Here is a 15,333-nt window from a genome sequence, read left to right as displayed (position 1 = left end):
TCGCCTCCCTGCACGCTTAGGAGTCGTAGCCCATGGCAAGCATCGCATCGTCCATTCCAGCCCCTGCTCGAGCCGCCCGCAACGAGAATGGAACCGCTGGCGCCACCACCTCGCCGCGGGTCTGGGTGGCGGTGGTCGGCTCCACTCTCGGCGCCTTCATGGCCGTGTTGAACATTCAGATCGTCAATGCCTCGTTGGCCGACATCCAGGGCGCCATCGGAGCCGGTATTGACGATGGCGGCTGGATCTCGACCGCCTATCTCATCGCCGAGATCGTCGTAATCCCGCTGACGGGTTGGCTGTCCCAGGTCTTCTCGCTGCGCAACTACCTCATCACCAACGCAGTACTGTTCCTCGCCTTTTCAGTCGCTTGTGCCTTCGCCGCCAACCTCGGGCAGATGATCGTCTTGAGGGCCATCCAGGGCTTCTCAGGCGGCGTGCTCATCCCGATGGCCTTCACCATCGTCATCACACTACTGCCTAAGGCCAGGCAGCCGATCGGACTGGCGCTCTTTGCAATGTCGGCAACATTCGCGCCAGCGATCGGCCCGACAATCGGGGGCTATCTCACCGAAAACTGGGGCTGGCAGTACATCTTCTACGTCAACTTGGTCCCCGGCGGTCTGATGGTCGGCATGCTGTGGTTCTCGCTCGACCGCCAGCCGATGCGGCTCGCCTTGCTCAGCAAGGGCGACTGGCCTGGCATCGTGACCATGGCCGTCGGTCTCGCCGCACTGCAGACGGTGCTCGAGGAAGGCAACAAGGACGACTGGTTTGGCTCCCCTTTCATCTTGCGGCTGGCGATCATCGCGGCCGTGTCGCTCTCGCTCTTCATCTGGATCGAACTCACTTCGAGCCATCCGCTGCTCAATCTGAGGCTGCTCGTGCGTCGCAATTTCGGCTTCGGTATCCTCGCCAATTTCTTGCTGGGAACAGCTCTCTACGGCTCGGTCTTCATCTTGCCGGTCTATCTCGCGCGCATCCAAGGCTACAACGCCGAGCAGATCGGCTTGGTGCTCGCATGGACCGGGCTGCCGCAGCTGCTGCTGATCCCGCTGGTTCCGTCCCTGATGCAGCGCTTCGACGTCCGCCTCGTGATTGTGACGGGCTTTGCGCTCTTCGCCGCCTCGAACTTCATGAATGTGCACATGACCGCGGGCTATGCCAGCGACCAATTGTTCTGGCCGAACATCGTGCGGGCCATCGGCCAGGCACTGGTTTTCGCGCCGCTCTCGGCGATCGCCACATCAGGCATCGAGCAGGAGAACGCCGGCTCAGCATCGGCTTTGTTCAATATGATCCGCAACCTAGGCGGCGCCGTCGGCATCGCGCTGTTGCAGACCTTCCTGACCAAGCGCGAGCAGTACCATTCGAACGTGCTCATACAGTCGGTCTCACTTTTCGAAGAGGCAACGCGTTCGCGTATCGAGAAGCTCACCGCCTACTTCCTGTCCCATGGTGTCAGCGATCACGCGCTCGCCGCACAGAAGGGAGTGATCGCGATTGCACTGAGAGTCAGGCAGCAGGCCTTCGTTATGGCTTTCAGTGACACTTTCTTCCTTCTCGGGGTTGCCTTGGTGATCGCGCTCGCTGCCAATCTGCTTCTGAAGAAGCCTGGCCATGTTGAAGCCGGCGGCGCGCACTGAGCGACTTGTCCGACGCGATCTGGCATGCGCAGGAAGCCGCGTGGCGCGAGACAACTGCCGCAATACTAACGGTGAAGAGGTCCAGACGCGTTGCCGGCAATGCCTGACGCGGAAACCCTCAGTCGATTTCACTGGCTACTGGCAGCGTCGCAAGGCAGCATAGGCAAGGACAAATTGTGCGGCGCAATATTATGTGCGTGCAAATGACTTTTTGAGTCGATTATTTCGGTGCACTTTAGAAAAGCGCAAAATAGTTCCGTCAGGAACTTGTCAGTAGACAGGCGGATACCTACTTACTGATCGTTTTACCGAAATTGTCGGGAAAAACAGAGCGGCCCGGTCGATGTTGGAAGCATCGCCGGGCCATTTGCACCACCTTTGCGGTGGAGAAGTGATCACTTGACGCCTAAATGGGATTCCTCCCACCCATTGTCAAGGACTTTCTCCGCCGCATAACGACATCAAGAAAGGTTTATGTCGTAATGCCGGAAATGAAAGTTATCCTCTTTAAGAAGACCCGCATTCGGGTCGATGAGAACGGTCTTGTTTGCCTCAACGACATCCATGTCGCGGCTGGATATTCTAAAAACCAGACGCCATCGGATTGGCTGGCTTTGCCGGGCGCTAAAGGCGCGATGACGGCGCTGTTGGTCAAAAACACCGGAAAATCCGGGGTTTTGTCGAAGGACGAAATCCGGTCCGTCTATTACACGAAGGCCGGGAAAGGCGGCGGCACGTGGGCGCACGAAAACCTCGCGCTTGCGTATGCCGAATACCTGTCCCCGAAGCTCGGCGTCGAAATCCGTGATGTGTTCCTTCGCTACCAGCGTGGCGACGAAACGCTCATCCCGGAGATCATCTCGCGCAAGCCTGCCGTCGATGACCGTGACCTACACCGTCAAATCGGAAAGGCCGTCAGAAAGAAGTACACGCAGGCCCTTGACGAGCATGGCGTGAAGGAACCCGTTGAGTACGCCATCTGCACCAATGAGACGTACAAGGAACTGCACGGCGGGACGGCCAAGCAAATCCGCGTAAGGCGCGGACTACCGGCAAAGGCCAACATTCGGGACCACATGACGTTGCCCGAACTGGCCTATACCATGGCCGCAGAAGCCTTGGCTTCCGAGCGTATTGAGCAGCAACAGTCGGCTGGTTTCCTTGAATGTCGGGACGCCACTAAGCAGTCGGCGTCATCGATCAAGAGCGCCATCGAAAGCGACCGCAAGGCTCGCCAGAAGGCGATTGACAGTCCGAAGGAATAGCTGAGCTGAAACTGTCGCCGGCCTGCTTCATTGCGGGCCGGCGATGCCGGTTTAGTCGCCAGCTTCGGCGCGCGCTATGATCGCTTCAAGCGTCGCGATCATCCTGAGATTGTCAGCTATGATCTCGTCACTCAGGCTGACACGCGTGCCGTCCGGCATGGTCGAGCCTATCTCTCCCGGATTTTCCTGCTCTTGGCGAATCTCTTCCCGTAGCCTTGCGATTTCGGCCTTGTGGTTTGCTATCAGGTTCGTGCGCCAGTCCATGCGCCGAATCTAATCTCTATTTTTGCAAGGTCCAGCACCGTGGCCTGCCCTCGTGCAGGGTAACGTCCCGATTGTTCAACAGCGACGAGCTTACCGCGCCCCATATGCGGTGCAGGTCGTCACGTGCGCACCCGGATGACTTGCCCGCGTTTGAACAGCGGGTTCGGGTTGTTGCGGCGCGTGATCGAAATGGCGCGCGCGTTGAAACCTGACTCTAGGAGGTGCAAAACCGCCTCGATATGCTTCATGTGTTCGATGAGCTTTTCACACTACGCTTGGTTGGCCTGTAGCTTCCCCCGATCTCGGCATGAAGCATGAGTGCGTAAAGTGCGGGTTTGTGTTTTATGCCCCGCAAGATAGTAAGGCCGGATTCACTTCCTGTGGCGTTCTGCGAAAATCCTGGATGATGAACCTTGGGGAGAGCCCATCGCCGATCCAGTTGATGGTCCGGCGGCTAGGCTGCGTGCAGCGGTACAATCGTGGGCGCGCGGGCGTTTTTAGCGGCCCAGTCGAGTGCGAAGTCCGCGACTTCCTCCCACCCCGGCTGAAGACAGGTCCAGTGCGAGCGGTTGGGATATATCTTGAGTTCGGTGTTCGACGGCGCCTGTTTCTGCTTCTCGAACATCGCTTTTGTCATCTTGGCCTGGGCAATCAGGTCGATGCCACCGCCGATGAGCAGAAGAGGTGCGCGATTGGGGTTGTCCCAACGGATCTTCCCTGCGGCCGAAACCAGGCCGTCCCAGTAGATCTTCCCTGGCGTGGGGACGATGTAGCGGTCGTACATCGTGTTGACCTGCGCTGCCGGTACGGTCTGTGCGAAGCGGGTGCTGAAAAACTTCCTCGACATGGTCATGACGCGGCGCCAGCTTCCCCATGAAAAGAACACGGGGAACGTCGACTTGATGGTCTGCCACCCGACCAGTACGCCGGAAGTCGGCGCGGGGTCGATGGCGACACCGGCCACACCGAGTCCGCGGTCAAGCAGATGCTGCGTGACGGTACCGCCAAACGAGTGCCCGATCAGGATTGGTGGCTCGGGCAACGCGCGGATCAGCCGATCGTAATGATTGATGAGCTCGTTGATACCGACTTGGGCGAGGGCGGGGTTCGGGGACGCACGCAGCTCGCTTGGAGATTGGTCGTCAAATGGCCAGGCCGGGGCGATGACGTTGTAGCCCCTGGCTTCATAACGGGCCTTGAAGCCTTCCCAGCAGTGGGCGTTCAGCCAGGCGCCGTGGATTAGCATGATAGTCTTGGACATTGGTCTCTCCGTCGGTTCTGTCTGATATGCCCGCGCTTCGAATTTGCCCGATCGACCAGCGCCGATAAGAGCAATGAGAACGCTATGTTGAGGGCGCGCGCGCAGTCGACTGAATCAAGGCCGTGGATGGCCAGTACCGCCGGACAGGATGTCCCACGCGCTGGTGGAGCGCCGACAGGCAAGACGCACAGCCGCCGTTCGCTTGGATAGAGCCGACCTCCCTACGTTTTGCGCAGGGTCACTCAAGCTCGCGAAGGGTCTGCCATAGACCTAAGGATGGCATGACCGACGCTTACGTTCGGTGTCGCGCGGAGTGAGGCGGGGCCAATCTGCTCAGTGACGCCGGGCGGTTGTTCATGGAGGTAGATGCCGATCCAGGGGAGCCAGCGGTGGAGGCGGTCGTGTTGACCGCGGGAAAGGCGATCAACAGGAGACAGACATGAACACACACATGAGTCTGGGCGACATTTCACGCTCCGGTCGACCGGAGCATGACGAACTGGTCCCGTCTCGTTACGCACTTAAGGTCGGAGACATTGACGTCCTGATTGTCAGCGATGGAATTCTGCCAATTCCAGCCCAGACTATCGCATACAACGTCGACGCAGCCGTCCGCTCGGCCTGGCTGGAGGACGAGTTTCTGTCGCCGGAGATGCTCGAATGGCCGCTGAACGTGGTCGTGGTGCGCAGTGGCGGCCAGACCATACTCGTCGACGCTGGGTTAGGCGCGGACCCTGACTTGCACTTGCCGCGTGCCGGGCAGTTAATCCATCGGCTGGAGGCCGCCGGCATTGATCTCGCATCAGTGACCGACGTGGTGCTGACGCACATGCACATGGACCACATTGGCGGGTTGCTCATCGATGGAGTGAAGGAGCGGCTCAATCCGGACCTACGGATTCACGTGGCAGCCGCTGAGCTCGAGTTCTGGGAGTCGCCCGATTTCTCCCGTGTCTCCATGCCTCAGGGATTCCCGGATGCGCTTCGGCGAGCAGCCAAGCGGTTCGCGAATGACTATCGCAGCCACTTGCGCCCGTTCGATCAGGAGCACGAAGTGGCGCCGGGGGTACTCGTCCGTCGCACCGGCGGCCACACCCCTGGGCACAGCGTGGTCCGCCTGGCGTCTGGCGGCGATCGGCTCACATTCGTGGGGGACCTCGTTTTCCAGGTCGGTTTCGACCATCCCGACTGGCACAACGGCTTCGAACATGACCCCGAGGAGGCGACACGCGTCCGCGTCAGTCTTATGCGGGAACTCGCGGCGAACCGCGAGCCACTGGTGGCCACCCACTTGCCGTTCCCGTCCCTCTGCCATGTGGCGATGGATGGCGAGACCTTCCGTTGCGTGCCGGCCGTCTGGGACTACTGACCGGGCCGAAAGGAGCTATCGGGCTGTAATCGCCTGTGCGTGCAACATATTGAGGGATCAGAATGTCCGCTCTGCCATCGAGGCAGAGCGGCCGCGCTCGACCAGGTCTATGGCCGTCTAGGCTGCAGTCCAAAGTGCGGCCGGTGACCGTCGCCATCCGCCGCCTTATGGATGAGCGCTCGGCATTGCTTGTGCCGGATCCGGCAAAAGAGGCACGCGGTTGCACTCCTGCCTCGGCAGGCCAACCGAGTAGGAAAACCGAGACAGTTCCGGTCAGCACGCCACGAAGTGGCAGCCATGGTTATGACGCCGACAGTTGGTCGTGACCCCATTTGTGGACGTCATGGGTTCTTCGCCTCATCCAGGCCGGTAGGTGCCCGACGGGTGAAATCGGCATGGGAGAAGCAGACCTATCCCGAAGTATAGGTTAGCCAGCGAAAGCTCTCAATTGGATCGCACTTTCGCGTAGTAGCGCCGCAGATTCTAATTTCGCTATATAGGTTCCGACGGTTACGTCGCACGTTGGTGGGATACGTACCTATCTTTTCAATCGGTTCCAGCGGCAGCCATTAAGGTCGTTGGTTGACGTGTGACGGGCACGCGGTTGATAATATACTGTGTAAACGCAGCCAATTTCGTGTCCAGCAGATCTCCCTGAGGCGAGGATCATGGGCGTGGTAGAGTCAGCAGCCGGAGCATATTCGGACAGCGTGAGCGGCCCCATTGCGATTCTCGTCGATGACGACACAGAGGTCCGCGACTCCCTGCAGGAGTTACTGAATTCGGTCGGCATCGACTCGATATCGTTTTCTTCCACGCAAGAAGTGTTGGATGCAGAGCTTCCGGATCGCCCGGCTTGTCTTGTTCTCGATGTCCGCATGCCGGGACTCAGCGGCCTCGACCTCCAGCAGATCCTCCTGACCAAGGGCATACAGACGCCGGTTGTGTTCCTGACGGGCCACGGCGACATCGCCATGAGCGTGCAGGCAATGAAAGCCGGGGCGGTTGACTTTCTGACCAAACCTGTGCGCGATCAGACCTTCCTCGACGCAATATCGGCAGCCGTCAATGCCGACATAGCACGGCGAGCGGCGGCGACCGTGTCGCGTAAGACCATGGCGCTTTACGAGACGCTCACTCCTCGCGAACGTGAGGTGCTTACGTTTGTCGTCTCAGGGGCGATGAACAAGCAGATCGCATTCGATCTTGGCATAAGCGAAATCACTGTGAAGCTCCATCGTAGCAACATGATGAGGAAAATGAATGCAAGGTCCCTCACGCACCTCTTGAGTGCCTGGCAGTCTTTGCCGGCCGAGATGCGTTGAATGCCGCTCGAGGCGACGCTCTCACTGTAGGGACAATGTGTGCGCAGTCAGCCGCCGCACGGCAGTTTCGAGAGGGTCTAAAATGGAATTGACGTCAATGACACAGCGCCGCGCCGTGGCCGCGGCGATCGGTGCTGTGTCGTTCTTCATTGCATTGTTGACCGGCGAGCCCTCCGGTCTGCTGGTCACCATTGCAGTTATAAGTATCTGCGTGGGTTGGAAGACGGGATTAGTGGCGATTGCCGTAGGCAGTCTGCTTTCAGCTGAGGTCCTCCCGGTATACGGGACCGAAAATGGCACCGTCAGGTTGGTGGCGTTTGTTGCAGCCGCGTTTGGCCTTTGGCTGGCGGTGAGCACATTCAGAAGGATCAGTTTTCTTGACGAGGCCTACCACCAAGCCGGACTTGGTGCCGCCGATATTCCGGGCCTAGGCTGGTCCGCCGGTCCTGACGGGCGCCGACGGTTCCCCAATGCTGCAACCCTCGACTACGTTGGCGTCTCCGCCAAAGAAATGCGCGAGATCATGGATGCCGACGACTTCTCCTGGTGGCTGAGGTTTGTCCATCCCGACGATGTCGAGGCGAGCATGGCGCAATGGCGCCACAGCTTGGAGACGGGCGAACCCATGATCGGAGAGCAGCGCTTGCGCCGGTTCGATGGCACCTATCGTTGGTTTCGCGATACAGGTGTTGCCTCGCGCGATGAGCGGGGGCGAATTGTCGGCTGGTATGGCCACACCGAGGACATCGACGACCGGCGCAAGGCGGAAGCCGCGCTGCGCCAGAGCGAGCGGGAGCTCCGGCTCCTGGTCGATACAGTTCCCACCATGATCTGGCTGATGACGCCGGCAGGACTACCGTACTATTTCAACAAGCGGTTCGTCGACTGGGCGGGCATTGACTCGGCCAAGGTGGAACCGCGCGGCACGCGGCAATTCGCTTCGCATGTGGAACTGTTCCATCCTGATGACCGAGCCGCCGTCAAGGCCGTGTTCCAGAAGTCCTTTGCCCGTGGAGAGCCGCTCCAGCACAAAGGCAGGCTGTGCCGAAAGGATGGCGATTATCGCTGGATCGATTCTCGCTTCGAACCGCTGCGCGATGAAGACGGCACTATCCTTCGCTGGTACGGCGTCAATTTCGACATCGACGATGAGGTTCGCGCTCAGGAATCCCTACGTCTGGCTGACGAACGGCTTGCGCGCGCGTTGCGCGCAGCTAGCCTATCCGAATTGTCGGTGTCCATTGCCCATGAGCTCAACCAGCCGCTGCAAGCGGTCGTGTCCAACGCCGGCGCGTTCCAGAGATGGCTGAACGCAGACCCACCAAATTTCGAACACGCCAGCCGGGTCGCCCAAAAGATCATCAGAAACGCCGACGCGGCGGCGCAGGTGGTCAGCCGCATCCGCGCCTTGTTCAGCAAGACTGAAGGCGAACCGCTCGCGATCGATCTTAATGCCGTGATCCGCGAAGTGTGTGATCTGCTGGGTGACAGGCTCGCGTCGAGCAGCGTCAAGCTGGAGCTTCACCTCGATTCCCGCCTTCCGGCGGTGGCTGCCGATCGCATCCAGATGGAGCAGGTCGTCCTCAACCTCGTCCGCAACGCAATCGAAGCGATGCAGGAGGTCGCCACTAATGTGCGAAGGTTGCGGATCGTGTCGCGGAGTCAAAATGACGAGACAGTAGAGGTCGAAGTGCGAGATTGCGGGCGCGGGCTCAGTAATCCGGAACTGATTTTTGACGCGTTCTACACAACTAAGCCGGACGGAATGGGAATGGGTTTGGCAATCTGCCGCTCGATTGTCGAAGCACACTGCGGGCGGCTTTGGGCGGAAAATGTCGACACAGGGGGGGCGTCGATAACTTTCAGCCTCCCCATCACCGCTACCAACTCGGTCGAGGAATCAAACGCCGCGACAGTAGGCGTTGCTCTTAGAGGCTAATCCGGGCATCGGCCATCGACTGTCCGATCTCGATGAGCGTGTTGACCAAAATGTACAAGATTCCAAAGACCATTGCGACGCCCAGCACCGCCGGGAGATCTGCGCTGGCAAAGGACTGAACTGTGTAAAGACCGAGACCAGGCCACCCGAAAATGCGCTCGACAACAAGCAGATTGCCGAAGAGAAGCCGGACCTGCAGGCCGAGCATGGACAGTGGGGCCGTGGCGGCATTGCGCAAACCGTGATGAAACAGTACCCGAGTCTCGCCAAGACCCTTGCCGCGTGCTGTTCGGACATACGCCTGGTTCATGACGTCGTGAAGCGCACCGTTCAGGCTTCGCCCAACCGCGACGCCGATAGGTAGCGCCAGTGCAAACGCTGGCAAAATCATGTGCAACAGCGCGTCGGCACTGACGTCGGGCCGGCCGACCAGTATTCCATCAATCACGTTGAATCCCGTAGGGCCTGCGAAGTCGCGGTACGCAAGCCTGCCCGCTCCGGGAAGCCAGTCGAGTCGGAACCAGAAAAAATAGGCGAGAAGTAAGGCTGACAGAAAGATCGGCGTGGAGCCCACTCCTACCAAAGCGAGTCTTATGCCGGCCGATCCCGGAACGAGGAACTGGAGTGCCGCCATGACGCCGGCGAGCGCCACTCCCAAAGCGATCGACGTCAGTCCGAGCTCCAGGGTGGCCGGAAGAAATTGCTGTATGTCGTCTGACACTGGGCGCCGGGTTCTAACCGACGTACCCAGATCTCCGTGCGCGAGGCGCGATAGGAAGCGCCCGTACTGAACGACAGCCGGGTCGTCCAGTCCGAGTTGCTTGCGCACTGCTTCGACAGCTTCTGGCGGAGCGCTCGGCCCAGCAATCGCCCGCGCTGGATCGGCGGGTATGATGCTTTGGAGGCCAAATACGATGAAGCTCATCATCAGCAGAACGATGACGGCGCCGACGATGCTTTTGGCGAGATATGCCAGCATCTAGGTCCCCCTTAGCGCGGCACGAATACCGTCGCCGGCAAGGTTGGCGAGCAGACAGAGAAGAAAGATGATCGCGGCCGGCAGGACCGGCAGCCACCAATGGACGGTGAGGCTGTCGAGGGTTCGCGACGTCATGGCGCCGAGTTCAGGCGCCGGTGCAGGCAATCCAAGTCCCAGGAACGACATCAGCGACAGCGTCATAATGATGTTTGCAACATCCAATGACGCCCCGATGACCAATGCCGGAACAACTCCTGGCAACAAGTAGCGCAACAGGAGGCGCGGACCGCGGACCCCGGCAATACGTGCCGCCTCGACATGAGGACGGGCCTTCAAGCGACGAATTTCATCACGGGAAATGCGCGCGTACCACATCCACCAGAAGATCGCGAGTGCGATCATTGTGTTCACGAGCCCGGGGCCGAGCGAAGCCACGACAGCCAAGGCGATGAGTGTTGCTGGAAGGACTAGGAATAAATCGACGATCCGCTCGATCACCAGATCGACCTTGCCGCCCGCAAGGCCAGAAATCAGGCCGATTAGGGAGCCCACAACGAGACTGAAGCCGATAACCGCGAGCCCTGGCAGCCAGGTATATCGAATGCCGAGGATGACGCGCGAGAACAGGTCGCGGCCGATCTCGTCAGTGCCGAACCAATGTTCGGCCGAGGGTGGGAGGTAGGCGCCCGCAACGCGCAGTTGCGGATCGAACGGCGTGATCCAAGGCGCCAGCACGGCGACAATTGTGACGATAGGCACGCCGACAATACCGACGCTTTCAAGCCAACCGGCACGCCGGAAGAAGTCGCGCCAGTTGAAGCGAGGTCGCGCAGGGAGGGTGTCCGGGCTTGGCCTTCCCGTCATTGTCCGCCTCCCACCGGCAGGCTCGGCATCGCCGCGATCAGTGAGCGCGTGTAGGCGGACTGTGGTGCGGCAATAATAGCATCTGGATCCGCAATCTCGACCAACTCGCCGTCTTTTAGCACCGCGACACGGTCGGCGATGACCCTGGCGGCCGCCAGATCGTGGGTCACGAACAACATCGCCATGTCGAGTCGTCGCCGAAGGTCGCTAAGAAGGTTCAATGTGGTGGCCGCCAATGACACATCCATGGCGCTGATCGGCTCATCGCAAAGTAGAAGCCTCGGGGGGACGATTACCGCGCGAGCTAAAACAGCGCGCTGGCATTGCCCGACCGACAGCTCGGCCGGCAGCGCGTCCATCAGGACCGGATCGAGGCCGACTAGCTTTATTGCCTCACCGACGCGACGGCGGCCGTAATCACTATCCAGCGAAACGGCACGCAGGCGCTCGCCGATCTGCTCGCCGATCGTGAGCCATGGTGTCAGTGCCGCCACGGGGTCTTGAAACACGACTTGTGGTGGAAACTTATCGAAGCGAATAACAGTGCCGCTGTCGGGCACCACGAGCCCGGCAGCAATCCTCAGAAGGGTGGACTTGCCGGCGCCACTTTCGCCCACCAGCGCCACACACTCGCCGAGCTTGATCGAGAGGTTGACCGACCTAAGAACGGGCTGCGGTTGACGAGCTCCCCAAAACGAACGTGCGCCTGTCGGATATGTTTTTCCGATGTTGGACAACCTCAAGGCGGCGGTTTGCTGGATCGCCTGGGGAGGCCATGGTTCAGCTCCCGCTCCATGCGTTGAGAGCAATGGAGTTTGTTCCTGGTGAAGGCAAGCGACAGCGCCACTGTGGGCAGAGGCAGGCTCCAGCGGCGGGCGGATCGCCGTGCAATCTGGCTGGGCAATCGGGCAACGTGTTGCGTAGGCGCAGGCGTTCTCAATGTTTATAGAGGGTGTGCGCTCGGACGGGAGCGTGGGAAGCGGGCGCCGTCGATCAGAGTCCAGATCGAACCGAGCAGCGAGCAGACCGGCGGAATAGGGGTGTGCGGCTTTCCGAGCTACGTCCTGCATACGTCCCATTTCAACGATGCGCCCGGCGTAGAGAACCAAGATGCGGTCGGCCAGTGAGGCCGCCACACGCAGATCGTGGGTTACAAAAAGAATTGCCGTCTGCTGCTCGCGGGCGAGATCGCGCAACAGGTCGAGGATCTGCGCCTGCATGCTTACATCGAGCGCGGTGGTCGGTTCGTCGGCGATAAGCACCTTCGGTCTTGCCATCATCGCCATGGCGATCAGCACGCGCTGACGCTGCCCCCCAGAAAGGCGATGCGGAAGCGCATCGCCGATGCGGTCCGGGTCAGGCAAGCCGGTCCGGCTGAGCCAGTCTTCGATCGATCCCTCGGCCTCTCCATTGGATTCTCGCATCTGGTGGCGGATCGTCATCGTCGGATTGAGTGCGCCCATCGGATCTTGCGAGATGGCGCGGACGAGTTGGCGGCGGGCCAACTGCCAGGTGCGCCTTCCCGCGCCGACAAGCTCGATCCCCGCAAGCCGGATCGAGCCTGCGACCCGCGGCAGGTTTTCGCGCGGTAGGAGCCCCTGAAGCGTCAGCCCGATGCTTGTCTTCCCAGAACCGCTTTCGCCGACCAGCGCAATGATCTCGCCCGGAAACATGTCGAAACTGATGCCGTCGAGGACGTGGGAAGGACGACCCTCGCGGCTGAGGAAGACCGAGAGGTCCTTGACGGCGAGGACGGACTCGGTAGCGGGTTCGGACATTCGGGGCGAAGGCTTGATCATTTAGAGTGTGGGCCTGAGCTGCGAACGAACCGGACGGCTGGAGTTCAGTGTCCCCAGCGAACGGTGCTGAAGTCGATGTTGCCGGGTGGGTACACAGGACGAAGTCCAAGGTCCTTCAGACCCTTGGCGTGCACAACCACATCGTCGACGTTGATAAGCGGGATAACGACGCCAGCATCGAAATACATTTGCCCCGCTCTCTCGTAGAGAGCGTCGCGCTCTTTGACGTCGGTCAACTTCCCTGCCTGATCCACGATGGCATCGGCTTTCGGCACGACCCGGCCAAAAAAATTAAGGACACCATCTTTCGTGAAGAACACCTTGGCCTGGTTCTCCGGATGAGCGGCGTCCGGCCCCGCGATGGTGAGCAGCAAATCGGGAGGGTTTGGGTTGTGCTTCAAGGTGTAGGCAGCGCCAGAGGGCAGTACGTAAGCCGTTGCTTTTACGCCGATCAACGCCAGTTGCGCTATTATCAGATCGGCGATGCGGCTGTAGCTCGGAGCCGCGCTATGGAGGCCAATGACCAAATTGACCGCGCCATGCTTGGAGATCGCGGCTTTGGCTGCCTCGAGGTCGGTTGGGAACCGGATAGGATTCACTGGGTCGAGCATGACATTCGGATATACCGACTTTGACAAGCTAGCGAATTCTCCAAAGGCGTCCTTGACCCACAGCGCCGGGTTGATTGCCGTCAAAACCGCCTTGCGGACTTCCGCGTCGTCGAGAGGCGAGTTCGGCTTAACGAAGAGATCGTACGGTATCATGCTCGGGGCGGAGGTTATCTCCAGACCCTTCGGAAGGCTTCCGAGTTGGGCGAAAGGATAGTTAATCGGCACTGCATCGATCGCACCCGCCTGCAATTGAAGTATCTGCTGGCTGATATCGGGCACGACAGAGATCTGGATCTGCCGGAAGAACGGTTTCTCACCCCAGTAGTCGTCGTTGCGTTCGAGCACATAGCGCTGACCGCGTTTGAATTCGGCCAGTTTGAACGGACCGGTACCGACCGCATGCTCATTGAGCCAGGTCTTCGCGAAATCGCCCTTGTTATGCTCCGCCAGCGCTACGGGACTGATGACCTTTGGCCCCCACGGACTGGAAAGGGCGTCGAGGAGCGACGGCTGAGGATGAGCCAGCGTGAGCACGACTGTCGAATCGTCGGGTGCTTTCATGTCTTTCACATTGGCGAGGAAGTAGCTCAAGCTCAGCCCACGATCACGGCGCCTTTCGAACGACGTTATGACTGCTGCCGCATTGAATGGCGTGCCATCATGGAACTTGACGCCATCCACCAGGTGAAATGTGTAAGTCAGGCCGTCGTCTGAAATCTCCCAACTCTTGGCGAGCCGACCAACGATTCTGGTCGAACCCGGCTGGTATTCGACAAGGCCTTCGTAGACGTTGTTGATTGCGCTCATCGCGCCGGTTTCAAACCCGTTGTCCGGATCGAATGTGCCGATATCGGTCACATACGGAATGCGCAGGACCTCCTGAGCGAACGCCGGCGCCACCCAAAGCAGCAAGCCGAGCGCGAGTCCCAGCATACGGAGGCCAAAGCCGCGTCTGGAAGATTGTTTGGCAGGACGAGAGTAGGACGTTTGCATCAAATGTCCCCGTTAGCCTGGTCTTTCGGCGAGGGACTGCGGCAAGCCATATGCACTCAAATCCTTGGCCGAAGAGGCGCTTGTTCAACTCAGCATCGTCGATGTCGCCGAGACTACCCTTCGTCTCTCCACCGCTGTCAGCCAGACAATACACTGCCTGGTTGCACGATACGACGCTCACCGATAGCAGTCTATGAGTCTCGGGCAGAGGATACCCTATCCTTAGGCATAGATTGTGGAACGCAAACGCCGGCTCGGCAAAGTCTTTCGGGCCGAGGGGATTCCTGAAAAGCGCTGCGGCCGACATCAACTCTGATCCGGCCGGGCGGCATTGTGTCGAGGATGTATCCACCCTGTCGCCTAGGCCTAGTCTTCGCACACTAAGGCATCGGTCCGAGGTTAACTGTGATCGGGGTCGCCATCCACTGGACGCATCCCGCCAAGACCATGGCATCGCGTCGAAGATACCCTTGCAGAATTGGTTCGCGGGTGGGGTCGGCGCATCCTGTACCCACAGCCGAAATCCTCTAGGAGGAGTTCAATGTCCGAGCACACGGGAATGCCGTCGCGCCACACGTCTCTTGCCGTGCCAGCTTTCGTAGCCCGGACTGCGCACGCGATATCACTAGCGGCGCAATTGGCATCTGCGGTCCGCGAATTCATCGCACCCCGCTACAGGCCAGAGCTCCACTATATGCGAGGCCCGGGACCCGCCTGCGCACGTCGCGCGATCAAGGTCGAATTGAGCCAAGTCCAGTCGGCAGGCCGTCAACAGCGGCGCGATAGAGCCTAGAACGAATACCTTGGAGGCAGCCAATGATCTGTATCCACTGCGGTTCTACTTTTTACCGGCGACCGTTCCACTATTATTTTTGCTCGCAGATGTGCTGGGAGGTCGCCAAGAGAGACACACCTTGGAGGATCCTGTCGGATGGTTTCGGCCCGTTCACGTCACGCGGCGTGGTCGAGTAGTTTGATGAGGTGGAACGGCCCGCTACCGCAGCATCAGAGTGCTAAA

At 59.8% G+C, this 15,333-nt stretch carries 12 protein-coding genes; 5 read left to right on the top strand and 7 right to left on the bottom strand.

The features are described 5' to 3' along the window. Positions 1-32: 32 nt before the first annotated feature. Complete coding sequence (locus EJ067_RS01390) at positions 33-1,646, top strand: MDR family MFS transporter (protein ID WP_126084329.1); 1,614 nt, start codon at positions 33-35, stop codon at positions 1,644-1,646. Between the two features lie 482 nt (positions 1,647-2,128). Continuing rightward, complete coding sequence (locus EJ067_RS01385) at positions 2,129-2,911, top strand: KilA-N domain-containing protein (protein ID WP_189510292.1); 783 nt, start codon at positions 2,129-2,131, stop codon at positions 2,909-2,911. A 51-nt stretch (positions 2,912-2,962) separates the two neighbouring features. On the opposite strand, the gene EJ067_RS01380 is transcribed toward EJ067_RS01385, so the two are convergent. The 3 genes from EJ067_RS01380 to EJ067_RS01375 all read right to left on the bottom strand — a co-directional run bounded on the left by EJ067_RS01380 (position 2,963) and on the right by EJ067_RS01375 (position 4,436). Next, the gene (locus tag EJ067_RS01380) at positions 2,963-3,175 is read right to left on the bottom strand and encodes a hypothetical protein (protein WP_126084327.1); all 213 of its coding nucleotides are present in this window, start codon (positions 3,173-3,175) and stop codon (positions 2,963-2,965) included. Between the two features lie 119 nt (positions 3,176-3,294). Then, positions 3,295-3,423 carry a hypothetical protein gene (locus EJ067_RS35610; RefSeq protein ID WP_281058952.1) on the bottom strand — a complete coding sequence of 43 codons (129 nt, stop codon included), beginning with the start codon at positions 3,421-3,423 and terminating at the stop codon, positions 3,295-3,297. Between the two features lie 206 nt (positions 3,424-3,629). After that, a complete protein-coding gene (locus EJ067_RS01375) occupies positions 3,630-4,436 on the bottom strand; it encodes an alpha/beta hydrolase (protein WP_126084326.1) in 807 nt (268 codons plus the stop codon). 439 nt (positions 4,437-4,875) lie between these two features. On the opposite strand from EJ067_RS01375, the gene EJ067_RS01370 reads away from it, so the two are divergent. From EJ067_RS01370 to EJ067_RS01360, 3 genes are all read left to right on the top strand, one after another. Then, complete coding sequence (locus tag EJ067_RS01370) at positions 4,876-5,805, top strand: MBL fold metallo-hydrolase (protein WP_126084325.1); 930 nt, start codon at positions 4,876-4,878, stop codon at positions 5,803-5,805. A gap of 668 nt (positions 5,806-6,473) precedes the next feature. After that, positions 6,474-7,130 carry a response regulator transcription factor gene (locus EJ067_RS01365; protein ID WP_126084324.1) on the top strand — a complete coding sequence of 219 codons (657 nt, stop codon included), beginning with the start codon at positions 6,474-6,476 and terminating at the stop codon, positions 7,128-7,130. Between the two features lie 82 nt (positions 7,131-7,212). Further along, positions 7,213-9,069, top strand: coding sequence for a PAS domain-containing sensor histidine kinase (locus tag EJ067_RS01360; RefSeq protein WP_126084323.1), 1,857 nt, complete (start codon positions 7,213-7,215; stop codon positions 9,067-9,069). Here the strand turns inward: EJ067_RS01360 and EJ067_RS01355 are convergent. The 4 genes from EJ067_RS01355 to EJ067_RS01340 are packed head-to-tail and all read right to left on the bottom strand — an operon-like array spanning position 9,059 to position 14,315. Next, positions 9,059-10,048, bottom strand: coding sequence for an ABC transporter permease (locus EJ067_RS01355; protein WP_126084322.1), 990 nt, complete (start codon positions 10,046-10,048; stop codon positions 9,059-9,061). The genes EJ067_RS01360 and EJ067_RS01355 overlap by 11 nt on opposite strands. Next, the gene (locus tag EJ067_RS01350; RefSeq protein ID WP_126084321.1) at positions 10,049-10,912 is read right to left on the bottom strand and encodes an ABC transporter permease; all 864 of its coding nucleotides are present in this window, start codon (positions 10,910-10,912) and stop codon (positions 10,049-10,051) included. Beyond that, positions 10,909-12,711 (bottom strand): ABC transporter ATP-binding protein, encoded by a 1,803-nt coding sequence (locus EJ067_RS01345; protein WP_126084320.1) that lies wholly within the window; start codon positions 12,709-12,711, stop codon positions 10,909-10,911. The genes EJ067_RS01350 and EJ067_RS01345 overlap by 4 nt, the downstream gene beginning before the upstream one ends. Before the next feature lie 44 nt (positions 12,712-12,755). Continuing rightward, entirely contained in the window at positions 12,756-14,315 is a 1,560-nt protein-coding gene (locus EJ067_RS01340; RefSeq protein ID WP_126084319.1) for an ABC transporter substrate-binding protein, read from the bottom strand. Positions 14,316-15,333: the final 1,018 nt, after the last annotated feature.

Origin of the sequence: Mesorhizobium sp. M1D.F.Ca.ET.043.01.1.1, from assembly GCF_003952385.1 — a bacterium.
Lineage (GTDB): Bacteria > Pseudomonadota > Alphaproteobacteria > Rhizobiales > Rhizobiaceae > Mesorhizobium.
The sequence above is the reverse complement of the archived record's forward strand: the minus strand, read 5'-3'. Positions and strand labels throughout refer to the sequence as shown.

Bases quoted from the DNA above. Each gene is read 5' to 3' on its own strand.
- EJ067_RS01350 (WP_126084321.1), bottom strand. From the start codon at position 10,912: ATGACGGGAAGGCCAAGCCCGGACACCCTCCCTGCGCGACCTCGCTTC.
- EJ067_RS35610 (WP_281058952.1), bottom strand. From the start codon at position 3,423: ATGAAGCATATCGAGGCGGTTTTGCACCTCCTAGAGTCAGGTTTCAAC.
- EJ067_RS01375 (WP_126084326.1), bottom strand. From the start codon at position 4,436: ATGTCCAAGACTATCATGCTAATCCACGGCGCCTGGCTGAACGCCCAC.
- EJ067_RS01365 (WP_126084324.1), top strand. From the start codon at position 6,474: ATGGGCGTGGTAGAGTCAGCAGCCGGAGCATATTCGGACAGCGTGAGC.
- EJ067_RS01370 (WP_126084325.1), top strand. From the start codon at position 4,876: ATGAACACACACATGAGTCTGGGCGACATTTCACGCTCCGGTCGACCG.
- EJ067_RS01345 (WP_126084320.1), bottom strand. From the start codon at position 12,711: ATGATCAAGCCTTCGCCCCGAATGTCCGAACCCGCTACCGAGTCCGTC.
- EJ067_RS01360 (WP_126084323.1), top strand. From the start codon at position 7,213: ATGGAATTGACGTCAATGACACAGCGCCGCGCCGTGGCCGCGGCGATC.
- EJ067_RS01340 (WP_126084319.1), bottom strand. From the start codon at position 14,315: ATGCAAACGTCCTACTCTCGTCCTGCCAAACAATCTTCCAGACGCGGC.
- EJ067_RS01385 (WP_189510292.1), top strand. From the start codon at position 2,129: ATGCCGGAAATGAAAGTTATCCTCTTTAAGAAGACCCGCATTCGGGTC.
- EJ067_RS01380 (WP_126084327.1), bottom strand. From the start codon at position 3,175: ATGGACTGGCGCACGAACCTGATAGCAAACCACAAGGCCGAAATCGCA.
- EJ067_RS01355 (WP_126084322.1), bottom strand. From the start codon at position 10,048: ATGCTGGCATATCTCGCCAAAAGCATCGTCGGCGCCGTCATCGTTCTG.
- EJ067_RS01390 (WP_126084329.1), top strand. From the start codon at position 33: ATGGCAAGCATCGCATCGTCCATTCCAGCCCCTGCTCGAGCCGCCCGC.